The sequence below is a fragment of the Rhodococcus sp. YL-1 genome (genome assembly GCF_001942025.1).
Classification (GTDB): Bacteria; Actinomycetota; Actinomycetes; order Mycobacteriales; family Mycobacteriaceae; genus Rhodococcus_F; species Rhodococcus_F qingshengii.
In genome coordinates this window covers 524,304-546,836 of the sequence record NZ_CP017299.1, presented here as the reverse complement: position 1 = coordinate 546,836, position 22,533 = coordinate 524,304, and the positions used below count along the sequence as shown (strand labels likewise).

At 62.5% G+C, this 22,533-nt stretch carries 22 protein-coding genes and 1 tRNA gene; 9 read left to right on the top strand and 14 right to left on the bottom strand.

Annotated elements, in window-relative coordinates; genetic code table 11:
• Positions 1 to 18: 18 nt before the first annotated feature.
• On the top strand, positions 19 to 945 hold the full coding sequence (locus BH682_RS02590; RefSeq protein WP_003943516.1) for a LysR substrate-binding domain-containing protein: 927 nt from the start codon (positions 19 to 21) through the stop codon (positions 943 to 945).
• Between the two features lie 58 nt (positions 946 to 1,003).
• On the opposite strand, the gene BH682_RS02585 is transcribed toward BH682_RS02590, so the two are convergent.
• From BH682_RS02585 to BH682_RS36275, 9 genes are all read right to left on the bottom strand, one after another.
• Positions 1,004 to 2,362, bottom strand: coding sequence for an MFS transporter (locus BH682_RS02585; protein WP_042446679.1), 1,359 nt, complete (start codon positions 2,360 to 2,362; stop codon positions 1,004 to 1,006).
• A gap of 184 nt (positions 2,363 to 2,546) precedes the next feature.
• Positions 2,547 to 3,542, bottom strand: coding sequence for an amidohydrolase family protein (locus BH682_RS02580; protein ID WP_042922846.1), 996 nt, complete (start codon positions 3,540 to 3,542; stop codon positions 2,547 to 2,549).
• A 3-nt stretch (positions 3,543 to 3,545) separates the two neighbouring features.
• A complete protein-coding gene (locus tag BH682_RS02575) occupies positions 3,546 to 4,067 on the bottom strand; it encodes a 3-hydroxyanthranilate 3,4-dioxygenase (protein WP_042446673.1) in 522 nt (173 codons plus the stop codon).
• A complete protein-coding gene (locus BH682_RS02570; RefSeq protein ID WP_003943520.1) occupies positions 4,064 to 4,516 on the bottom strand; it encodes a RidA family protein in 453 nt (150 codons plus the stop codon). The genes BH682_RS02575 and BH682_RS02570 overlap by 4 nt, the downstream gene beginning before the upstream one ends.
• Complete coding sequence (locus tag BH682_RS02565) at positions 4,513 to 5,286, bottom strand: 2-keto-4-pentenoate hydratase (RefSeq protein WP_042446669.1); 774 nt, start codon at positions 5,284 to 5,286, stop codon at positions 4,513 to 4,515. Before BH682_RS02565 ends, BH682_RS02570 begins: the two co-directional genes overlap by 4 nt.
• A 42-nt stretch (positions 5,287 to 5,328) precedes the next feature.
• Entirely contained in the window at positions 5,329 to 6,804 is a 1,476-nt protein-coding gene (locus BH682_RS02560) for a 2-hydroxymuconic semialdehyde dehydrogenase (protein ID WP_042446666.1), read from the bottom strand.
• Positions 6,805 to 6,930: 126 nt separating this feature from the next.
• On the bottom strand, positions 6,931 to 7,716 hold the full coding sequence (locus BH682_RS02555; RefSeq protein WP_007732381.1) for an MBL fold metallo-hydrolase: 786 nt from the start codon (positions 7,714 to 7,716) through the stop codon (positions 6,931 to 6,933).
• Positions 7,716 to 8,186, bottom strand: coding sequence for a RidA family protein (locus tag BH682_RS02550; RefSeq protein ID WP_003943508.1), 471 nt, complete (start codon positions 8,184 to 8,186; stop codon positions 7,716 to 7,718). The genes BH682_RS02555 and BH682_RS02550 overlap by 1 nt, the downstream gene beginning before the upstream one ends.
• A 5-nt stretch (positions 8,187 to 8,191) precedes the next feature.
• Positions 8,192 to 8,356 (bottom strand): hypothetical protein, encoded by a 165-nt coding sequence (locus BH682_RS36275; RefSeq protein ID WP_003943454.1) that lies wholly within the window; start codon positions 8,354 to 8,356, stop codon positions 8,192 to 8,194.
• Positions 8,357 to 8,409: 53 nt separating this feature from the next.
• Between BH682_RS36275 and BH682_RS02545 the strand changes: the two genes are divergently transcribed.
• Together BH682_RS02545 and BH682_RS02540 are read left to right on the top strand one after the other, a co-directional pair.
• Positions 8,410 to 9,423, top strand: coding sequence for an ArsA family ATPase (locus tag BH682_RS02545; protein WP_037130910.1), 1,014 nt, complete (start codon positions 8,410 to 8,412; stop codon positions 9,421 to 9,423).
• Complete coding sequence (locus tag BH682_RS02540; RefSeq protein ID WP_007732380.1) at positions 9,423 to 10,601, top strand: ArsA family ATPase; 1,179 nt, start codon at positions 9,423 to 9,425, stop codon at positions 10,599 to 10,601. Before BH682_RS02545 ends, BH682_RS02540 begins: the two co-directional genes overlap by 1 nt.
• 18 nt (positions 10,602 to 10,619) lie before the next feature.
• On the opposite strand, the gene BH682_RS02535 is transcribed toward BH682_RS02540, so the two are convergent.
• Positions 10,620 to 10,943: a WhiB family transcriptional regulator gene (locus BH682_RS02535; protein WP_007732375.1), complete on the bottom strand. Its 324-nt coding sequence runs from the start codon at positions 10,941 to 10,943 to the stop codon at positions 10,620 to 10,622.
• 291 nt (positions 10,944 to 11,234) lie between these two features.
• Between BH682_RS02535 and BH682_RS02530 the strand changes: the two genes are divergently transcribed.
• Positions 11,235 to 13,604 carry a penicillin-binding protein gene (locus BH682_RS02530; protein WP_075831963.1) on the top strand — a complete coding sequence of 790 codons (2,370 nt, stop codon included), beginning with the start codon at positions 11,235 to 11,237 and terminating at the stop codon, positions 13,602 to 13,604.
• 95 nt (positions 13,605 to 13,699) lie between these two features.
• On the opposite strand, the gene BH682_RS02525 is transcribed toward BH682_RS02530, so the two are convergent.
• Entirely contained in the window at positions 13,700 to 14,176 is a 477-nt protein-coding gene (locus tag BH682_RS02525; RefSeq protein ID WP_003943491.1) for a GatB/YqeY domain-containing protein, read from the bottom strand.
• A 132-nt stretch (positions 14,177 to 14,308) separates the two neighbouring features.
• Between BH682_RS02525 and BH682_RS02520 the strand changes: the two genes are divergently transcribed.
• The 3 genes from BH682_RS02520 (at position 14,309) to BH682_RS02510 (ending at position 15,803) form a co-directional block, all read left to right on the top strand.
• Positions 14,309 to 15,277, top strand: a complete 969-nt coding sequence (locus tag BH682_RS02520) for a metallophosphoesterase (RefSeq protein ID WP_075831961.1) — start codon at positions 14,309 to 14,311, stop codon at positions 15,275 to 15,277.
• A gap of 54 nt (positions 15,278 to 15,331) precedes the next feature.
• A tRNA-Pro gene (locus tag BH682_RS02515) sits at positions 15,332 to 15,405 on the top strand.
• Between the two features lie 74 nt (positions 15,406 to 15,479).
• A complete protein-coding gene (locus BH682_RS02510; protein ID WP_075831959.1) occupies positions 15,480 to 15,803 on the top strand; it encodes a hypothetical protein in 324 nt (107 codons plus the stop codon).
• Positions 15,804 to 15,860: 57 nt separating this feature from the next.
• Here BH682_RS02510 and BH682_RS02505 read toward each other — a convergent pair whose 3' ends face one another.
• Both BH682_RS02505 and BH682_RS02500 read right to left on the bottom strand, forming a co-directional pair.
• Positions 15,861 to 17,252 carry an SIR2 family protein gene (locus BH682_RS02505; protein WP_143542548.1) on the bottom strand — a complete coding sequence of 464 codons (1,392 nt, stop codon included), beginning with the start codon at positions 17,250 to 17,252 and terminating at the stop codon, positions 15,861 to 15,863.
• Positions 17,253 to 17,476: 224 nt separating this feature from the next.
• Entirely contained in the window at positions 17,477 to 19,033 is a 1,557-nt protein-coding gene (locus BH682_RS02500; protein WP_075831955.1) for an acyl-CoA synthetase, read from the bottom strand.
• A gap of 189 nt (positions 19,034 to 19,222) precedes the next feature.
• On the opposite strand from BH682_RS02500, the gene BH682_RS02495 reads away from it, so the two are divergent.
• Positions 19,223 to 20,254, top strand: coding sequence for an ABC transporter substrate-binding protein (locus BH682_RS02495; protein ID WP_075831953.1), 1,032 nt, complete (start codon positions 19,223 to 19,225; stop codon positions 20,252 to 20,254).
• A 57-nt stretch (positions 20,255 to 20,311) separates the two neighbouring features.
• Here the strand turns inward: BH682_RS02495 and BH682_RS02490 are convergent, their stop codons facing one another.
• A complete protein-coding gene (locus BH682_RS02490; protein ID WP_003943458.1) occupies positions 20,312 to 20,788 on the bottom strand; it encodes a MarR family winged helix-turn-helix transcriptional regulator in 477 nt (158 codons plus the stop codon).
• Positions 20,789 to 20,908: 120 nt separating this feature from the next.
• Between BH682_RS02490 and BH682_RS02485 the strand changes: the two genes are divergently transcribed.
• Positions 20,909 to 22,525 (top strand): DHA2 family efflux MFS transporter permease subunit, encoded by a 1,617-nt coding sequence (locus tag BH682_RS02485; protein ID WP_042446649.1) that lies wholly within the window; start codon positions 20,909 to 20,911, stop codon positions 22,523 to 22,525.
• Positions 22,526 to 22,533: the final 8 nt, after the last annotated feature.

The window sequence follows — 22,533 nt, the reverse complement described above, 5'->3', positions numbered from 1 at the left end:
CCCGTCTAGGATTGCTCCATGGACATGCCCAAGCTCCTCGACGGGCGACTCAAACTCCGCCATCTCCTGCTCGTCGACGCATTGAGCCGTCAGGGCAGTGTGGTCGGCGCCGCTGCCGCACTTCACATCACGCAACCCGTCGCGACCCGCAGTCTGCACGACATCGAGTCCATTCTCGGCGTCTCGCTCTTCGACCGCGGCCCACGCGGCATCACCCCGACCATTTTCGGCGAGGCCTTCACAACTCATGCACGGGCCGTGATCGCGCAGCTGACCGAAGCCGGGCGACACGTCGTCGAACTTGCCGACGCCAATCGCGGAACCGTCATCGTGGGAACACATCTCGCCGGATCCAACGTGCTGCTTCCCGGCGCTATCGCGCGCCTGAAGGTTCACCACCCGTTGCTCACCGTCGTCGTGCGCGAAGGTACGCCAGAGCAGTTGCTCACCGATCTGGAAGCGGGCCGAATCGACCTGATCGTCGGCCGGCTCACCTCACCTACCGATGACACCGCGACAAGACGGAACCTCTACGCGGAGTCCGTCGAACTCGTCACCCGCGTAGATCACCCGCTCGCTCACCGCGAGGACGTCCAACTCGAAGAACTACGCGGCTTCCCCTGGATCCTTCCTGGGGTCGAGACAGTGCTCCGACGCGAACTCGAGGAGTTCTTCGCCCGGAACGGCTTGCCGTTGCCCGAAAATCGGGTCGAGGCAACCTCTTTCCTCACCGTGCGTCAGCTACTGGTCGAGACCGACATGATCGCGGTACTACCGAGCCTCATCCCCCGCGACGACGCGCGCTTGACCACCCTGTCCATCACACTCGATCCGATCGGGCACAGCGTCGGCATCACCTCGTCGGCGACTCGCACGTCGAGTCCGTCCGCGCAGGCCCTGATCGCGACGCTGGAGTCCTTTGCAACTGAGCTCATGCGACCGTGAAACGCCGATCGGCCCGTTCCCTCCAGAGGGAACGGGCCGATGTCGGATCGACCAGGACTCAGGCGTTTTCGGAGACGCGAATCTCCTCGTGCTCCAAGCCCCGCGACGAATCGGGGACAATCTTGAACAGTGCGATGGCGCCGACCAGGCTGATCGTGCACACCCCGGCGAGATACCAGGTCACACCGACCGAAGATCCGGTGGCGTCGAGCAGAGCCGTGGCGATCATCGGTGCCAGTCCACCGCCGAGAATCGCGCCGCTCTGGAGGATCAGAGACGAGCCGGAATAGCGGACCTTGGCCGGGAAGGTATCGGCGATGATGCTGCCCTGGACACAATGTGTGACCGGAACGATCAGGCCCATGCCCAGGAACGCGATGACGGCGACCATTTTGTTCTCGGTGTTGAGGAGCGGGAAGAACACGATGCACCACAACAGGATTGCAGCTGATCCGCCGATGAACATGTGCCGACGCCCGTACTTGTCGGCGATCTTTGTCCAGAACGGGATGGAAAGGAACCACAGGACTGCTGCCGCGGTCACGCTGAGCACCAGGAATTGCTTGTCGTAGCCCAGATGTTGAGTTCCGTACGACAGGGTGAACACCATGAAGGCGTACGCCACGGCGGAGTTCGCCAAGCACGCGGCAAGCGTGAGAGACAAACGGGGGAAGCCGACCTTGAGCGACTCACGCAGCGGGAAGCGGACTATTTCGCCCTTCTCCATGATCCCGGCGAATGACGGCGACTCGGTGACGCGCAGGCGAATCACCAGACCGATCGCCACCAGAACGAAGCTGAGCAGGAACGGGATTCGCCAACCCCACGAAGCGAATGCCGAGTCCGACATCACGGCGTTGGTCGTCAGGAAGATGCCGTTGGCGAGAACCAGTCCGGCGGGTGTGCCCATCTGAGGGAAACCTGCATAGAGATTCTTCTGCCCCGCCGGCGCGTGCTCCATCGACATGAGTGTCGCGCCGGCGCCTTCACCGCCCAGACCGATGCCCTGAACGACGCGCATCGCCACCAGGAGGACGGGCGCCCAGAAACCGATGGAGTCGTAGTTCGGGATGAGGCCGATGAGTGTGGACCCGATGCCCATCATCACCAATGAGACCACGAGCGTGGCCTTGCGCCCGATCCGGTCACCGAAGTGCCCGAACACGAGTCCACCCACCGGCCGTGCAATGAACCCGACGGCGAAGGTGCTGAAGGCAGCCAGCGTGCCGGCCGTGGGGCTCAGGCTCGGGAAGAATTGTTTGTTGAAGATCAACGCGGCGGCTGTGCCGTAGAGGAAGAAGTCGTACCATTCGAGAGTTGTGCCGGCCAGGGTTGCCATGGCAACTCGGCTACGGGCCGCTTTCTCCGGCAACGGCTTTCCGTCGCTCGTAGTGCTGTTGGATATCTTGTCTGACATCGCGGAACCTATCGATTGGATGGGGCAGGCGGACGATGAAGTCTGTAGTCACCGACCCCGTCTTCGGGATTGTCGGTATCACGAGCGTCGTCGATCGTTGTGTTTGGAATTGTGCTCGCTCGAGACATGACTCACAAATGCCGAATTCACCGTCCGCCATACCGGAAAAGGTATAGCCGGGGCCTCAGACGAGACCCAGGAAGCGTTCGGCATTCCCCCGCGAAATCAGTTGGCGCGCAGTATCGTCCAAGAACTCACTCTTGCGAACCACCTCACCGACCGGACGCTCCCCCAAGGGGTACGGGTAATCACTACCCACCATCACACGGTCCACCCCCACCGTGTCCACCAACAGTCGCAGCGCACGCTCGTCGAAGACGACGGAATCCACGTAGAACCTTCCCAGGTAGTGCGACGGCGGGAACTGCGACGTACCGATGATGTCGTTGCGGCCGTGCCAGGCGTTTTCCATCCGTCCCAACCAGAACGCGAAAGATCCACCACCGTGCGCAAATCCGATCTTGAGACGATCGTCGATCTTGTCGAACACCCCACCGAGAATCAGTGCGAGTATCGACAGGTGCGTTTCGGCCGGCATCGCAGTGAGCCACTGCGCCATCCAGCGATCGAGGCGCGGAGAGTTGGCCATGTCCCACGGGTGCACGAATACCGGCACGTCCAGCGACGCGCAGTGCTGCAGGAACGTCACCACGCCCTCGCTGTCGAGGTCCAGATCGCCGACATGATTGCCGATCTCGACACCGCGGTGCCCGTTCGCGATGCACCGCTCCAACTCACGGCACGCTGCGTCGGTGTCTTGCAGAGGCACCTGGCAGAAGGGAATCAAACGATCCTTCGCCGGCTCCACGATCTCGAGTGCGAGGTCGTTGAAGATCCGTGCAATGCGACTTGCCTGCTCACCGCTCCGGCCGTAGTTGAAGAACGCCGGAGTAGGTGAGACGACCTGCGTCTGCACGCCGTCGGCATCCATGTCCCGAAGCCGCACCTCGGCGTCCCAGGCATCGGACTGGATGCGGCGGAACTCCTTGGTGCCCATCATGATCATTGCTTCGGTTTCCGACTCGACCTTCAGCCACGGCGCTTGCGGCCCCGCGTCTTCGGTCAGATCCGGCCACCCGTTGGGCACGTAGTGGGTGTGGATGTCGATCAGGTTGCTCATAGCTCAGCCCTTGCCGGGATGGAGCGTGCCGCACTTGTCACACGTGCGGGCTTCTTCGCTCTCGTAGAACTTGACGAACACCGGCGGAAGGTCGGCCACGATGTCGCGCACCTGAAGTTCGACCTCGTGAATCTTGTGATCGCATTCGAGGCAGTACCACTGGAACTTCTCGAGCGTGCCTTCCTTGCGGACGCGTTCGATGACCAGGCCGATCGAGCCCGCGGTGGGACGCTGCGGCGAATGCGGAATGTCTCCTGGCAGCAACCAAGTTTCACCCTCGCGAATGTCGACGCGATGAGGACCGTCTTCGGTCATGACATTGACGTGGATGTCGCCTTCGAGCTGGTAGAACCACTCCTCGTACGGATCGAGGTGGTAGTCGGTCCGCTGGTTGGGGCCGCCGACGACCTGCACGATGAAATCGTCTCCGAGCGCCATCGTCTGATTGTTGACGGGCGGCTGCAGGAGGTGGCGGTTGTCGTCGATCCACTTCTTGAAGTCGATGACGGGAGGAATCGTGGTCATGATGCATTCTCCGTATCTTCGGACGCCGAGCGTCGGGAGGCGGGCACGTACGCCACGCCGGAAATTTCGATGAGCAGGTGAGGGTGGGGCAGCTGGTGAACAGCCACAGTCGTTCTCGTCGGACCGTTTTCGTCGAACAGTTCGGCGTACACCTCGTTGTATCCACCGAAGTCGTTCATCGACACCAGGTAGGAGGTGACCTGAACCAGATCACTGAGTTCTCCACCCACTTCGGCGAGGATTGCCGCGATGTTCTCGATGACGGCACGCGTCTGCGCCCGAATGTCGAGCGCCGTCGTCCCCATCTCATCGACCTCGACGCCGACAAACGTGTTGTCGGGTCGACGCGAACTGGTCCCGGAGACATAGACGAAATCGCCGACCACCTTGACGTGGGGGAACTTTCCGCGCGGCTTCGCCAGCTTCTCGATGACCTGCGCCCCACTCATCGCTTCACACCTTTCACCGTGACGGTTCCGAGTCCGTCGATCGTGCACTGTGCGACGCCCTCGTCGAGTCGCACAGCTGCTGTGGCGGCACCGGCCAGAATTACCTGACCGGCGCGCAACGGAATTCGGCGTCGGCGGGCGATGTCGAGCAGTGCATGCAAAGCGCGCGCCGGATCGCCGAGAATGGCCGACGTGGAACCGACTACCGTCTCACCGCCGACTTCCATACGTACGGAACGGTCTTCGACGTTCTGTAGCGGCAGCCACCGCCCGATCACGTATCCGGCAGCGCTGGTGTTGTCAGCGACGACGTCGGTGTAGGTGAAGCGGAAGTCGCGGTACCGCGAGTCGATGATCTCCATTGCGGGAGCCAGTGCGTCGACGCAGGTTTCGATGTCGACGTTCGGATCGTCGAGATCGACGTCCTTCGACAGGCGGTATGCCACTTCGGGTTCGATCTTGGGATGAATGAACGTCCTCAGGTCGACTTCGCCGCCGTTGCTCACGCACATCGCGTCGGTCAACTGACCGACGATCACTTCGGAGACACCCATCTGCGCCATCTTCGCTTTGCTCGTGAAGCCGAGCTTGATGCCCACAATCGATTCACCACGACTGGTGCGCCGTTCGAGGAGTTCGTTCTGGATCCGGTAGGCCTGGTCGATGTCGATGGTGTGTTCGTCGGCGAGGCTCGGGGTGTCGGTGCGCGTCTGCGCAGCGTCGTCGAGGCGACGCGCGAGCGCGGATACGGTGTCTTCGGGGGCTGTCATCACGCCTCGCTCATTTCTGGAAAACTTTTGCGGTTTCGATGTTCACAGTTGCACACATACATTCGTCGGTTCGGTGTAGAAGTGCAGCGAGGACTCGCCGCCCTCACGTCCGATGCCGGACAGGCCCATGCCGCCGAAGGGAGACCGCAGTTCGCGGGTGAACCACGTGTTGACCCAGGAGATTCCGACGTTCATCTTCTGCGCGACGCGGTGTCCGCGGCGCAGGTCGTTGGTCCACACGGAGGCAGCAAGGCCGTACTCGGTGTCGTTTGCGAGGGCGATCGCTTCGGCTTCGGTCTCGAACGGAATGAGTGCCGCGACGGGTCCGAAGATCTCCTCACGTACGGCGCGATCCTTGTTGGTCAAGCCAGTCCACAGGGTGGGTTCGATCCAGGATCCGCCCGACAGTTCCTGTCCGAGGTCCGGAATACCGCCGCCGGTCAGCACTTTCGCGCCTTCCTGCTCGGCGATCTCGAAGTAGTCGAGTACCTTCTTCCGGTGTGCCTGCGAAATGAGCGGTCCGGTCGTCGTTGCATCGAGCGTCGGGTCGCCCAGACGCAGTCCTGCTGCCCGCTCGACGAGTCCACCGGCGATGTCGTCGAAAATGCTGCGGTGCACGTACACCCGCTCGGTGCACAGGCAGACCTGGCCGGTGTTGGTGAACACCGACTTGGTCAGACCCGTCAGAGCCTCGTCGATGTCGACGTCGTCGAACACGATCGCGGCGTTCTTGCCGCCGAGCTCGAACGAGACCGGACGGACCCGCGGGGCAACGGTTTTCATGACATGCGAACCCGTTGCCGAAGATCCGGTGAAGGTGACGCCGTCGATACCGGGGTGCGTGGTGAGGAACTCGCCGGCCGAGTTCGCACCGAATCCATGGACGACGTTGTAGACGCCGGCAGGCAGGCCGACCTCTTCGAGCACCTCGGCCAGCAACGACGCAGTCGCCGGGGTCTCCTCGGAAGGTTTGACCACCACGGAGTTTCCGCACGCGAGCGCGGGCGCAACCTTCCAGGTCAGGAGAAGCAGCGGCAGGTTCCACGGAACGATCACGGCGACGACGCCGAGCGGCTTGCGGATCGCGTAGTTCAGCGCCTGCTTGCCGCCCGCGAGATCCGTGACAAACGATTCCTGTCCCGCCGCGGCGACGATGTCGGCGAAGGTGCGGAAGTTCGTCAGGGCGCGCGCGACGTCGAGTTCGCGTGCCTGCGTGATCGGCTTGCCGGTGTCCGCCATCTCTGCGGCGACGAACTCTTCGAATCGCTCCTCGATCCGGTCGGCAGCGCGTCGCAGCAGAGCCGTCCGCTCTCGAACCGGCGTATCGGCCCAACCGTTGTCCAGAGCACGTCTGGCAGAGGTCACGGCCCGATCGACCAGGGCCTTGTCGGCCTCGTGGACCCGGGCGAGAACACGGCCCGTTGCTGGGTCGACCTGATCGAAGCTCGACGACTCGTCGGGTTCGACATAGGAGCCGTCCACGTAATTGCGGATCCATCCGTCGCATTGTGAGGTCATGAACTAACTATTGGCCCGTGACCCATATCAAACAAATGCAAAAACTGCCGCCAGCTATACCTCGATCGGCATAGATGGCGGCAGTTCGGCCACACAACTCAGCTCTTCGTGTCGGCGCCGAGCGCCTCAGCGTCGCAGATACGCCAACTGCACGTTGACGGATTTCTCCGCGACCGGCCACAGCTTCGGGTCGACGTCGGAGTAGACGTGCTCGACTACGTCGCGCACCGAGGCCGACTCGCCCAACGTCGACAGAGCAGCCCGCACCTGATCCAGACGCTCCTCGCGGTGGGCGAGGTACTGCTGCGAAATCGCCTGCAGATCGGGTAGGTCCGGACCGTGCCCGGGAAGAACCGTCAGTCCTTCGCCGAGTGCGGCCAGCGATCGCAGCGAGGTGAGGTAGTCCCCCAGATCGCCGTCGGAGTCGTCGAGAACTGCCGTGCCGCGGCCGAGAATGGTGTCGCCCGTCAGCACGCTCGCATCGTTCTCGATGACTATCGACACCGAATCCGCGGTATGGCCCGGCGTCGCGAGGATCCGCAACTTCAGGCCCGCTACCTCGATCACTTCACCGTCGACAAGCGCCGAAGCGCCCCCGCGAAGAAAAGTTGGGTCGACGGAACGCACTGGAGCCGAAGTCAATTCGTGGAAACGGTCCACCCCGCCGGTGTGGTCGTAGTGCCGGTGCGTGATCAAGGTCAGCGCTACCGGACCGATACCAGCGACACGTTGCAGGTGTTCCTCGTCGTTGTCGCCTGGATCGACGACAACACACTCGACGCTGCCCGGAGCGTGCAGAATCCAAGTGTTCGTACCGTCCAGCGTCATCATGCCCGGGTTGTTCTCGAGCAAGACCGAAGCGATGTCGGTGACGCGGCGAAGCTGCGCGTAGGCGGGATGGACAGTCGACATCAGCGAACTTCGACGATCAGTTCCACCTCGACCGGAGAGCCGAGGGGAAGTTCTGCCACGCCGACTGCCGAACGGGCGTGGATACCGGCGTCGCCGAGCACCTCACCGAGGAACTCGGATGCGCCGTTGATCACGCCGGGCTGACCGGTGAATCCTTCGGCGGATGCCACGAAGCCGACAACCTTGACGACACGGACGACGTTGTCGATGCCGACCAGGGCGTCGATGGCAGCGAGAGCGTTGAGCGCGCAGGTGCGAGCCGCGGCCTTGGCGTCCTCATCCGACACGCCCGCGCCGAGCTTGCCGGTCAGCGCCAGTTTTCCGTCGACGAACGGGAGCTGACCCGACGTGTACACGTGGTTGCCGCTGCGAACCGCGGGAACGTAAGCAGCGACGGGTGCCGCGACGGCGGGAAGTGCAATGCCCAGTTCGGCGAGACGCTCCGACCAGGTCTGTGTTGCCTCTGCCATGTGATTCAGCCCTTCGGACGCTTCATGTACGCGACGTGCTGCTCGCCCGACGCGCTCGGCAGGACGGCGACGAGTTCCCAGCCGTCGACACCCCAGTTGTCGAGAATTGCCTTCGGATTGTGGACCAGCAACGGAGTCACGGTGTATTCCCAGGAAGTTATTTCGCTCATGCGGTGAGCCTATCCCGCGTACATCTTCGGCCCCAGACTTATAGGCTCGCGGTGTGGTTGCATCCCAAGATGAGCTGAGCAGGACCTGGCCCGAGTCTGCGACGAAGGCCCGCCTGCACTTTGTGTCAGGTAAAGGCGGAACCGGTAAGTCCACGGTTGCCGCCGCGTTGGCGCTCGCGTTGGCCGAAGGCGGCAAGCGCGTTCTCCTCGTGGAGGTCGAGGGCCGCCAGGGAATCGCGCAGCTCTTCGACGTACCACCGCTTCCACCGCAGGAGACCAAGGTCGCGGCCGCCGAAGGTGGCGGTGAAGTGATGGCTCTGGCCGTCGACATCGAGACCGCGTTCCTCGAATACCTCGAAATGTTCTACAACCTCGGCTTCGCCGGCCGGGCGATGCGTAAGTTCGGCGCCATCGAATTCGCCACCACAATCGCTCCAGGCCTTCGCGACGTTCTGCTCACCGGCAAGATCAAGGAGTGCGTCATCCGCACCGATCGAACCGGCAAACGCGTGTACGACGCCGTTGTCGTCGATGCTCCCCCGACCGGGCGGATCGGCAGCTTCCTCGACGTCACCAAGGCGATGGCCGACCTCGCCAAGGGCGGCCCGGTGCATTCTCAGAGTGAAGGCGTCGTTCGGCTGCTGCACTCGCCGGAGACCGTCGTACATCTTGTTGCGCTTCTCGAAGCGCTGCCCGTTCAGGAAACCGCCGACGCCGCCGCAGAACTGGCGCGTGACGACCTCAACCTCGGTGCCATCATCGTCAACCGCGCCAGCCCGAGGTTCTTGCCCGAAGACCAACTCTCCGGTGCTGCAGCCGGCAACATCGATGCAGCTTCGATCCGGTCGACGCTCTCCGATGTCGGCATCGATCTGTCCGACGACGACTTCGCCGGCCTGCTCACCGAGACGATCGAGCACGCGTCGGTGCTCGAAGCTCAAGAATCCAGTGCGGAGAAGCTCCGCGAGATCGACGGCGCGCGGGTGCAACTTCCCGCACTCGCCGACGGCGTCGATCTCGGTGGGCTCTACGAGCTGGCCGAATACCTCACGGAACAGGGCGTGTGATGACCGAGACCACCGAGAACGTGACGGTCGGCAGTTCCAGGACCGGCCGACGCGCAGCTCCTGCCCTCGATATTTCGGCGATCATCAAGGACCCGACGGCCCGGATCGTGGTGTGTTGCGGCGCAGGTGGCGTCGGCAAGACCACGACGGCTGCGTCGCTGGCGTTGCGGGCAGCCGAAGAGGGCCGACGCGTAGTCGTCCTCACCATCGATCCGGCCCGTCGCCTCGCACAGGCCTTGGGTGTGGCCGAACTCGACAACACTCCGCAGCCGGTGAAGCTGGGTCCCGAGGCCACGGGCGAACTCCACGCGATGATGCTGAACATGCGTCGGACTTTCGACGAGATGGTCATCGAGCATTCGAGCCCTGAGAAGGCCGAGCAGATCCTGGCGAATCCCTTTTACCAAACCGTTGCCACATCGTTCTCCGGAACGCAGGAGTACATGGCGATGGAGAAGTTGGGGCAGCTGGCGTCGAACGACGCGTGGGATCTGGTGATCGTCGATACCCCGCCGTCGCGCAATGCGCTCGACTTCCTCGACGCTCCACAGAGGCTCGGAACATTCCTCGACGGACGGATGATCCGGCTGCTCTCGGCACCCGGCCGTGGCCTGACCAGGCTCGTGGCCGGCGCGATGGGATTGGCCCTGAAGGGTGTCTCGACCATCGTGGGAAGCCAAATGCTTTCGGATGCATCGGCATTCGTGCAGTCGCTCGACTCGATGTTCGGCGGTTTCCGTGAACGCGCCACGAAGACCTACGAGTTGCTGCGTCAGCCGGGGACTCATTTCCTGGTGATCGCAGCGGCCGAGCCCGACGCTCTCCGTGAGGCGGCGTTCTTCGTCGATCGCCTTGCGGGTGACTCGATGCCGTTGGCCGGTCTGGTTCTCAACCGCACTCACCCGACGTTGACGGCTCTGCCTGCCGATCATGCGGTGACCGCCGCCGACAAACTGGAAGCGAAGGAAAATGCGACCGAGGCCGAGGCCCTCACCGCAGCCGTTCTCCGCATCCATGCCCATCGGGCAGTGATCGCGAAGCGAGAAATCGCCTTGCTGAGTCGATTCACCGCAGCTCACCCGAGGGTGCCGCTGATCGGTGTTCCGTCGCTACCGTTCGAGGTCTCGGACCTCGAGGCGCTGCGCGCGGTGGGAGATCAGCTCACTCGTAAGGGCTGATCCCCCGATCGACCTGGATCAGACTGCTGAGTGATGCTGGCGCTGGTCTTCGAAGAACTCGGACCAGGAGTCGACGTCGGGGTGCTGCTTGAGCAGTGCACGGCGCTGACGTTCGGTCATTCCGCCCCACACACCGAACTCGACACGGTTGTCGAGAGCATCTGCTCCGCACTGCATGAGGACCGGGCAGTGACGGCAGATGGTGGCTGCCTTGCGCTGTGCGGCGCCACGAACAAAAAGTTGGTCGGGATCGACCTCGCGGCATCGCGCCTGAGTTACCCAGGCAATTCGTGCCTCGGCCTGCTCGATGTCCAAACGGCTACTCGGGGTGGCTGTGTACATTCTGGGTCCCCTCTACAAAGTCTGACCGTCGCCATGAGGCGAGCAGCGCACCATCTCAGCCGTCTCGCGGTAGCACGTGAAAGCTGAGACACATTCGTGATCGAGTGTTACGTCGATCACACTGATCACAATTTAGGTAAAGAACGCCCCTAACGCAAGACGGTCGGGAGCATTTTTTGGTACGGCAGTACAAAGCGCGTGTTCAGGAGGTTTTGAACACCCGCAAAACACTGAAACCGGTTCCAATGGGTGGGCACACGTACTCTGTAGATCGTGTCGATTGCAAAAACAGTGGCGAAGCTCGCCGGAAGCTCCGCATTGGCGGGTGTCCTGGTCGCAGGGGTGATGTTCCCGGTGGCCGGCGGATTCGGATTCGCGTCCAATCGCGCTGCCGATACCGTCGACAACGTCTCGGCCGAACTGGTCGAAGGCACGGTCCCCGCGGTGTCCACCATGGTCGATGCGGCAGGCAATCCCATTGCCTGGCTGTACGACCAACGACGCTTCGAAGTCCCGAGCGAGAAGATCTCCAACAACATGAAGTTGGCGATCGTCTCCATCGAGGACCGCCGGTTCCCCGACCACAAGGGCGTCGACTGGCAGGGAACGCTGCGCGCCTTCCTCACCAACACGACGACCGGTGAAGTGCAGCAGGGCGCGTCGACACTCGATCAGCAGTATGTGAAGAACTACCAACTGTTGGTCGTGGCCAAGACGGATGCCGAGCGCCGCGCTGCCATCGAGACCACCCCGGCCCGAAAGATCCGCGAGATCCGGATGGCGCTGACGCTGGACAAGGAACTCACGAAAGACGAGATCCTCACCCGGTACCTCAACCTCGTACCGTTCGGCAACGGATCCTTCGGCATTCAGGACGCGGCTCAGACCTACTTCGGCGTCGACGCCGCAGATCTGACCGTTCCGCAGTCCGCGATGCTGGCCGGCATGGTTCAGTCCAGCTCCGCGCTGAACCCGTACACGAACGTCGAGGGCGTGACCGAGCGTCGTAACACCGTGCTCGACACCATGATCACGAACATTCCGGATCGTGCCGACGAGTTCCGTGCAGCCAAGGAAGAGCCCCTCGGCGTCCTCGAAACCCCCAACAACTTGCCGCGCGGCTGCATCGCTGCAGGCGATCGCGGATTCTTCTGTGATTACGCACTGAAGTACCTCTCGGATGCCGGAATCACCCGCGACCAGATCAACGAGGGTGGTTACCTCATCAAGACCACTCTCGATCCGCAGGTCCAGGCGTCCACCAAGGCCGGACTGAACGCGAACGCGAGCGCCAACCTCGACGGCATCGCGAACGTGATGAACGTGATCAGGCCGGGCCAGGATTCACACAAGGTCATCGCGATGGCCAGCAGTCGCACGTACGGACTCAATGCCGACGCCGACGAAACCGTCCAGGCGCAGCCGTACTCCCTTGCCGGTGACGGTGCGGGTTCCGTCTTCAAGATCTTCACGACCGCTGCGGCGATGGAGAAGGGCCTCGGCATCAACGCGACCCTCGACGTGCCCAAGCGCTTCGAAGCCAAGGGCATGGGTAGCGGTGGTGCGGCAGGCTGCCCGGTCTCGACGTACTGCGTGGAGAACGCCGGCAACTATCCGCCGACGCTGTCCGTGACCGACGCCCTGGCACAGTCCCCAAACACCGCTTTCGTCAAGCTCATCGAGGCGACCGGCGTCACGCCGACCGTCGACATGGCTGTCCGTCTCGGCATGCGCTCGTACGCCGATCCCAACACCTCGGGCTTCGACGAGCGCAGCATGGCCGACTTCCAGAAGGAACAGAACCTCGGTTCGTTCACCCTCGGCCCCACCTGGATCAACCCGCTCGAACTCTCCAACGTCGCGGCCACTCTCGCCTCGCACGGCAAGTGGTGCCCGCCGAGTCCCATCGATTCGGTCTTCGACCGCTACGGCAAGCCGGTGGCCGTCACCGAGCAGGGCTGTGAGCAGGTCGTCGAGCCCGGCTTGGCAGACACACTCGCCAACGCCATGAGCCGTGACGACGTCGGCGCCGGTACGTCTGCCGGTGCCGCGAGCAGCGCCGGATGGAGCCTGCCGATGTCGGGCAAGACGGGTACCACCGAGACCCACAAGTCCTCGGCGTTCCTCGGTTTCACCAACAACCTCGCTGCGGCCGTCTACATCTTCGGCGACTCCCCGACGCCCGGCGAGATCTGCTCGAGCCCGCTACGCCCCTGCTACAGCGGCAACCTGTACGGCGGTACCGAACCGGCGAGATCCTGGTTCGCGGCAATGAACCCGGTCGCCAACAACTTCGGGCCCACCTCACTGCCTCCGATCGACGAGAAGTACGCACGGGGATCACAGAACGGCCAGGTTCCCGAGGTTGTCGGCCTGAGCCAGTCGGCGGCGACGTCGAGGTTGCAGGCGTCCGGCTTCACGGTCAATTCCGTGACCACGGCATCCGGAGCACGGGCGGGAACGGTCACCGGAGTTTCGCCGTCCGGGTCCGCGATCCCGGGTTCGACCGTCACGATCTACATCAGTGACGGGTCCGTAAGGGCTCCGGCAGCACCCGCATCCCCGGCAGCTCCAGCAGCTCCGGCACCGGGCGCGACTCCCCCGGATGCGACTCCGCCGGGAGGCGAACCCGTACCGCCTGCGGGGACCCCACCGAACTGACGGCCCTGAAAACTGACGGCCCTGAAAACAAGAACGGCCGCGATCTCCGAGTGACTCGAAGTTCGCGGCCGTTTTCGGTTTCCGGTGGCGCGCTTCTACAGGCGGGACTTCACTGCTGCAGAGATACGGGCGCCATCGGCCTTGCCCTTGGCCAGCGCGCTGGCGGCCTTGATGACCTGGCCCATCTGACGCATACCCGGACGCTCACCGAGCTCCTCGGACACCTGAGCGAGGGCGGTGTCGACGACGTCGACGAGTTCGGCGTCGGTCAACGGCGTCGGCAGGTACTCGTCGATGATCTGAGCTTCGGCGCGCTCTTTCGCGGCAAGTTCACCGCGGCCGTTCTCGGTGTAGATCTCGGCCGATTCGCCGCGCTTCTTCGATTCCTTTGCAAGGACTTTGATGATTTCTTCGTCGGTGAGGACCCGTGCTTCCTTACCGGCAACCTCTTCGGTCTGGATGGCTGCCATGAGCATCCGAAGGGTGGCTGTACGTAGCGGATCCTTCGCCTTCATGGATGCAACCATGTCGGTTCGGAGGGTGGCTTTGAGCGATGGTGTCGTGTCGGACATGGTGGAAACGCTACGCGCTCGGCGTTTCGAGCGTGCCGATAGTTACCTCCGCCCGGACACAATTCTCTGTGGAATAGCTGTAAAAGGCAGCGAGAGCGACGCAGAAGAACGCCACACCCGTATCCTTGAGAGGTGTCTTCCCAGTTCCGCACCAATCTGACCCGCACCGCACTTGGTGCCGCGGGCGCCGCTGCACTAGGGATCGGGTACGCATCCGGCATCGAACGCAATGCATTTGCACTGCGTGAGGTGACGATGCCAGTCCTGGCGCCCGGTTCGTCGTCGCTGCGGGTCCTTCATCTCAGCGACCTGCACATGATGCCGAACCAACGGTTGAAACAGAATTGGTTGCGTGAGCTCGAAGGCCTCGACCCCGACCTCGTGGTCAACACCGGAGACAACTTGTCGCATCAGCGCAGCGTCCCGGCAGTGGTCCAGGCGCTCGGCGATCTGTTGGCTCGGCCGGGTCTGTTCGTCTTCGGCAGCAACGACTACTTCGCTCCGAAACCGAAGAATCCACTGAGCTACATCTTCAACAAGGACAAGCGCATCACCGGCGATCCCCTCCCCTGGGGCGATCTGCGGGCCGCTTTCACCGAACGTGGATGGCTCGACATGACCCACGTGCGCCGCGAACTCGAAGTGGCCGGTATTCGCATTGCTGCCGCCGGCGTCGACGATCCGCACCTGAAGCGCGATCGCTACGACACCGTCGCCGGAACACCCAATCCCGTCGCCCAGGTCAAGCTCGGCCTGACGCACTCGCCCGAACCTCGAGTTCTCGACCGGTTCGCCGACGACGGCTACGACCTGGTGCTCGCCGGCCACACGCACGGTGGTCAGCTGTGCCTTCCGTTCTACGGCGCGCTGGTCACCAACTGCCAGATCGACCGATCCCGGGTCAAGGGACCGTCGAAGTGGGGCGCACACACCCAGCTGCACGTCTCAGCAGGCATCGGCACTTCGCCGTGGGCTCCGGCACGCTTCTGCTGCCGCCCCGAGGCAACTCTGCTGACTTTGGTTCCGGCGACCAGGCGCGAACCGGAGCATGTCTCCGCACACAGTTCCGCAGAGTCTCCAGCGTCGGTTCTACGCAACTGACCTGCGGATTTAATGTCAGTCGACTCGGTAATGTAAGCTAACCGAGGTTCGACACGGGGTGTGGCGCAGCTTGGTAGCGCGCTTCGTTCGGGACGAAGAGGTCGTGGGTTCAAATCCCGCCACCCCGACAGTGAAGAACAGAAATCGAGGCCCTTCCGCTTACGCGGGAGGGCCTCGATTTCGTTGACGATAAGGTGAAGCCGTGGCATCCGAACCAGACTTCGCGCACAACGACATGGCGAGCCGTAGCCGACGTGAGAAAGCTGTCGGTCTTGCCAAGTTCGCCTGGGGTCGCGATATCAGTAGTGCAGAGTTGCTCGACATGCCCGACGATCGGCTGCGCAAGCTTGCGCGGGCCGCGGGCGCCAATCCGCCGAGCACGCGGGAGACCTGGACGATCGCGGCCGGACTGCTCGACGAGAAAGCCGTGTGGGCAGCAGCCAACCCAGACCGTCCCGAAGCTCGGCGTGAGCATCCGGACGAGAAGATCATGTGGGTGAAGAAGCCGATCGAGCCCTGGCTGTGACAGCCGAATCCAGCGCAGCTGTGACAGCCGAATCCAGCGGAGCTGTGACAGCCGAATTCAACGTCGTTGAGACCGCGATCGGGAAACCCTCTGATCTCCCTCTGTAGATGGCGACCACGGAGTAGCACCTAGTTCGTCGAAAACTGCTTCCAGGCTGCTCCATCGCTCTCGGTGCTCGTGCGGCAAAGATCTGATGGCGTCGGCGGCCGCCCGCAAATTTTCTGCCAAATCGATTTCTCCCCCTTCGAGCAACCCCTTGTATCTTGTATCCAACAAATATGGAGCGTCGACACTGGTCAAGGTCGCGAGCTTGTCCAGGAAGATCTCCAGGTCGCGTGCAGCCACACGCTGATCGAAAGAATCTGAAACAGCAACGTAATCGAAGTCGTTCTTCCACAGAGCAGTTCGAATCTCGTCTCGCTGCAGCGTGATGACGGTACCCAAAATTCGTGGGCGCTTGTTCCGTGCATCGAGCGCCAATACTTCATGCGCAAGACGAAGCACATTGTCATCTGTCATAGATGCTCCGACAACGATGAGATGTCCGGTTGCCATGAGAGACTGAACGATCGAGCCCAACGGACGTCGTTCTGCGTCGTATCTGACGAAATCCCGGCGACTCAAGACGATGCTGGCCGAGTCAGCCACATCTCCGTGCAGTTTCAGTACCCATGGAACCCCCGCGCGAGCTTCTTCTCTCGGCAATACAGCGACCGAGTTTTCGCCGTGCGCTGATTCAAATGCGCGTTCGTACAACGAATCATAGTTGGTCGTAACAACTTTCGTGACTCGCAGAGACGCCAGAAGACAATGCGACAGCGTTGGTTTGATATCGGAGCCAGTCAGCTGAACAACACGTTCGCCGAGTTCGTTCGATCCGTCGTCCTCCGTTTGCAACTCCTTCGACAGAAGTTGTGCACGGTCGAGGACATTGAGCTCAGCGAATTCCGCGCTGCTCACACCCGGAAGTTCCTTCTGCCGTATTGCCTCGAGCAGACTGTCCCACGACGGCAATCCGGCGGGGATGCTGACTCCCGCACCCAACAACAAGGAGGCTTCACCAGCTTGCAGCCTATCTGCCAATTGCTGGACCTGTGGAGGGATACCAGCGCTCGATAAATGTCCCCGCCGAATCGATTGATACGCGGCGTAATCGGCAGCATTGGCAACTACGAATGCGATGTCGAAGTCGTATTTGTCGGCACATTCCACCGCAGCCTCGATCAACGCCTTGATGACGTGGCCACGAACCATCCCCTGCCCACCTAGACCGACTCCGAAGGTCGGCAAAGCGATGAGTGGTTTGACTCGACGGCCTCCAGGCTGAATATAGGCAGATGCAATCGCGTCGAGGACCTCGTACACGCCGTCCACCAGCCAGGACACTGATATCCGAGAAGCGACGTTCAACAGCCACGCCGGCCGCCCCTCCTTCGGGAAAGAGCGCACCCGGTTGCCCCCTGCCGGTGCACTTTCCACTGGACTCGTTAGGCCGAGCACCGGCCACCAATGCTCACGCGGCACGAAGCTGCCGCTCGTCGATACGACAGCCGCATCCCAGTCCACTGATTCGAGACGTCCTCGGACGACAAAAACATGCCCAGAACCTGCATCATTCCCAGTCACGCATACTCCCCACTAGTACCAATACAGGTTTCGGAACCACTACCTGCTCACACTCCCGCTACGGTTTCGCGAGCCCAACGGTAGTCGGCCTTACCGCTGGGCGAGCGGAGGATGGTTGGTACGAGCACGATCGAGCGGGGGATCTTGTACCCGGCGACGTGGGTGCGGCAATGCTCCGACAATGATTCCGTCGCAACATCTTCGAATCCCGGTCGAACCTGCACCACCGCGGCGACCTTCTCGCCGAATCGTGCGTCGGGCGCGCCCGCTACCAAGGCGTCGAAAACTGCCGGGTGAGTTTTGAGTGCCTGCTCCACTTCTTCGGGGTAGACCTTCTCGCCGCCGGAGTTGATGCACATCGAACCGCGCCCGAGCAGCACGATGGTTCCGTCGGCTTCCATCGTGCCCATGTCCCCGAGCACCGCCAGACGAACCCCGTCGACGACGGGAAAAGTTGCAGCAGTCTTGGCCGGGTCGCCGAAGTAGGCAACGGGAACATGGCCGGCCCGGGCGATGAAACCGACTGTGTCCGAGCCTGGTTCGATGCGACGGAATTCGTCGTCGACAAGAATCATGTTGGGGTTGGATCGAATTCGCTTGGAACCGTCCTCACCGAATTCGACGACGCCGTCGTTGCCGGATTCCGAAGCACCGAATGCATCCTTGATCACCAACCCCGGTAGTCGGGTTGTCAGTTCTGCCTTCAGGTTCGGGGAGAACAACGCGCCACCAGACCCGATCAGTTGGAGAGTCGAAAGGTCGTAGCGCCGTTCGCTTGCGGTGATGGCGTCGGCGATCGGCCGAGCAATCGCGTCGCCGACGACGGTGATTCCGGTGATCTTCTCGGCCTCGACCAGTCGCAGCACTTCCATCGGATCGAAGCTGCGGGTCAGTACTCGGGGCGCTCCCATGAGGAATGCCGTGAGCAGTGAATAGATTGCGGCTCCATGCATGAGCGGCGGGATGAGTAGCAGCACAGTTGGATTGGTGTTCGCTACAGCTGCATGCACAACCTCTTCGAGACTCCGACGCGGCGGCCCGCTGAGGTTCGCTCCGGACAGCGCGGCGAAGAAGAAGTCCTCGTGCCGCCACACCACACCCTTGGGCATTCCGGTTGTGCCGCCGGTGTAGATGATGAAATGGTCGTCGTTGCTGCGAGGGCCGAAGTCGCGGGTATCAGTCTGCGCGGCAAGGGCGTTCTCGTAGTCTTCGCCGACGATCAGCACGTGGGTGATCTCCGGACACTGCGGAACCACGGCCAATGCCGTCGGCGCGAATTCCTCTTCGACCAGCAGTGCCATCATTTGAGAGTTGGTGTAGATGTACAGGAGTTCTGCATCGGTATAGCGGAAGTTGACGTTGATCGGTACCGCTCTGATCTTCAAGCAAGCCAGGAGCGCTTCGACGTACTCGACGCAGTTACGCATGTGAATACCGACGTGCTGCCCAGGCTCGACGCCCACCGACTGCAGGTGATGAGCGAGTCGGTTCGATCGCAGTTCGAGTTCGGCGTAGCTCAATCGCACGTCTTCCAGAATCAAGGGAACTCGATCGGGGATCGCATCGGCAACGGCCTCGAACAGATCGGCAATGTTCAGGGTCATCGAAATCCTCACTACACGCGTCTTCGCTTACCAGTACAGGTCTTTCGCGAAGCTAACACGTTGGTCGCACCCTGTAGTCCGAATTGCGTAGCGGTCCCGCTGAGCGAGACCTGACGCGCCGCTCACCTGGCATCAACGGTGCGGATACCTCCCTGACCAAGCCCGATAGCCGAAAGGTAGGGTAGCCTAATGCACTCACGCACCACTCTCCGGAGCCGCACGTCGGTTCGGGTCGCCATGGTTGCCCTGGCGACTGTTTTTGCCGCTACGGCCTGCGGCTCTTCCGACGCCGGCGGCAACGCAAACGGCAACACCGATGTCGCGACCGGCGGCAAGCTGTTCAGCACCGCCGACACGGAAACCGCGAAGCTCGGCAGCGATGCCGCGCCAGGCGAGTTCCCTCGCACCATCACCCATGCCCTGGGCGAGACCACCCTCGAGGCCAAGCCGACCCGCGTCGTCGTCCTCGACAGCGGTGAACTCGACGAGGTTCTCTCGCTCGGGATCACCCCGGTCGGCATCGCCAGCCCGGAAAGCGCCGCCGGTCAGCCGTCGTACCTGGCGGACAAGTTGGTCGGTGTCCCCGACGTCGGCACGACCAACAACCTCAACCTCGAGGCGATCACCGCACTGCAGCCCGATCTGATCCTCGGCAGCAAGCTGCGCCAGGACAAGCTTTACCCGCAACTCGCGGCAATCGCTCCGACGGTCTTCAGCATCCGCCCCGGCTTTCCGTGGAAGGAGAACTTCCTCCTTGCCGGTGACGCACTCGGCGAGGAGACCAAGGCTGAGCAGGTTCTCAACGACTACCAAGAGCACGCCGACAAGGTACGTGAGTCGATCGACGGCTCCCCGACCGTTTCACTGGTTCGTTTCATGTCCGGGAAGCTGCGCCTGTACGGCAATTTGTCGTTCATCGGCGTCATCTTGAAGGACGTCGGTCTGCCCCGCCCGACGATCCAGGACATCGACGAACTGGCCGTCGAGGTCAGCCCCGAAACGATCACCGAGGCGGAGGGTGACCGAATCTTCTACTCCAGCTACGGAAATCCCGCCGACACGGGCCAGACCACGGTTGTTGCCGGACCGCTGTGGGCCAGCATGGACGCAGTCAAGGAAGGACGCGCCACCGAGGTGAGCGACGAGACCTGGTTCCTGGGCCTCGGCCCGACAGGTGCCGGCCTGGTTCTCGACGACCTGCAGGCCAAGCTCGGCAAGTAGCCGTCACCGGCACAAAGAACGCCGCCCGACTCTCCGGAGTCGAGCGGCGTTCTTTGTTCAGCGGTTGTCCTGCTCGAGGTGTTCGTTCATCGTCGAGTGAAGGTCGACGAGAAATTCCTCGAATCGACTGAGCAGTTCGGGCGGGTACTTCGCCATCATGGCGTCGAGTCGCACGGCAAGGGGCCCGAAGAACTCGTCCGCCAGGTCCTGCACATGCGCACTGCTGTGCAGCGTGACCACTCGCCGGTCGGCATTCTCTCGGGTCCGGACGATATGTCCCGCCTTCTCCAGGCGGTTGAGCAACGCGGTGGTTGCACCCGACGTCAGCGAGATCCGCTCTCCGAGGCGGGCGGGTGAGAGCGGCGTCCCCTTCTCCTCGGCAGCGGTGATTTCCATCAAGGCAGTCGCGTCGGTGGAATGCAGGCCGAGCCACGACGCGAATCGATGGCTGAATTCGGTGAACGTGCCACCGTACGCGCGGAATTCGTCCATCAGCCGCTCCCGCTCCACGGAGATGTCGCGCGGTGCCTCCACCTCGGTGATCCCACCTTTCCTGTGCCAGACGGCGGCCGGTCGAACCCAGCGCGCACGTTGACAACTTACCGCCTCAAATATACCTTCATAATAAAGTTACTTCACAATGGAGGTTTATTCGTGAACATCTCACCCACCACCCGCAAGTGGTTGGGCCTGATCGCCATTGCACTCGGTGTGGCACTGATCGTCGTCGACACCACGATCGTCAACGTCATAGTTCCCTCGATCATCGAAGATCTCGGGATCAATTCCGTTCAGGCTCAATGGATCCAAGAGTCCTACGCAATCGTGTTCGCGGCACTCCTGCTTCTGGTCGGCAGAGTTGCCGACCTGGTCGGCGCCCGTCGTATCTTCATCGCCGGTGTCGTCGTGTTCGGCGCAACGAGCCTGCTGGCCGGACTGGCGCCGAACGGCGGTCTGCTCATCCTGGCGCGCTTCCTGCAGGGCGCCGGCGCGGCCATGATCCTGCCCACGTCACTGTCGCTTCTGAACGCGATGTTCACCGGAAAGGCGCGCGGCCAGGCCTTCGCGGTCTGGGGCTCCACCATCGGCGCTGCATCCGCCCTCGGCCCATTGCTCGGCGGCTGGCTTGCCGAACATGCCTCATGGCGTTGGGCATTCGGGATCAACATTCCGCTTGCTGCGCTCATTCTGATCGGCGCAGTGCTGTTCATCGCGCCCTCACCCCGCACCGCTGGGCGCATCGACGCCACCGGAGCAGCACTGTCCATCGCCGGGCTCGGCCTGCTGGCCTTCGGCCTCGTCGAGGGACGAACGTACGGGTGGCTGACGACGAAGGAACCCTTCGATCTGTTCGGTCTTTCATGGTCCAGCGGACCGTCGCCGGTTCTGGTGGCGCTGGTTCTCGCCGTTCTGTCGCTCGGTGCGTTCGCCTACCGTCAAACCATGCTCACCCGCAGCGCCGATCCGTCGCGGGCACTGATGGACGTACGGTTGTTCTCCATCTCGTCGTTCCGCAACGGCAACATCGCGACGCTGATCATCGGACTCGGCGAGTTCGGAATCGTTGCGGTGCTTCCTCTCTGGCTCCAGTTCACGCTCGGATACAGCGCCCTCCAGGCAGGGCTCGCGCTGGTTCCCATTGCCATCGGCAGCTTTGTCGCCAGTGGTGCGAGCTTCGGGCTGGCATCGAAGGTCTCGCCGTTGGGCTTGGTCCGTATCGGCCTGGCTCTCGAAGCGCTCGGTCTCGCCGGCCTCGGATTCATCGCTGCGACAGACAGCCCCTGGTGGACTATCGCCGCAGTGCTGTTCTTCTACGGAATCGGCGTCGGTTTTGCGACTGCCCAGGTGACCAACGTGGTGCTCGAGGAGATTCCCGAGCAGAGCGCCGGTCAAGGCTCCGGCATTCAGAGCGCGTTCCGCCAACTCGGATCCGCACTGGGCATCGCTGTCCTCACCACGGTCTTCTTCAGCACTCTCAATTCGACGCTGAACAACGACCTCACCGGATCCGGTGTCGACCAAGCTCAGGCTGATCAGTTGACGCGGGCAGTCACCGACAGCGCAGGCGCCGCCATCGACTCGCTGGCCGGTTCACCGAACACTGCCTTCGTCGCCGACGCTGCCCAATCTGCGATGACTCACGGCATCACACTCGGCGGATACCTTGCGGCCGGATTTGTCGTGGTGGGCCTGATCGCCACGGCGCTCATCCCGAACAAGCCGGCCCCGTCAAACGAGGAGGAAACGAAAGCAGCAGCCGACGTCGCCTGACGGTCGGA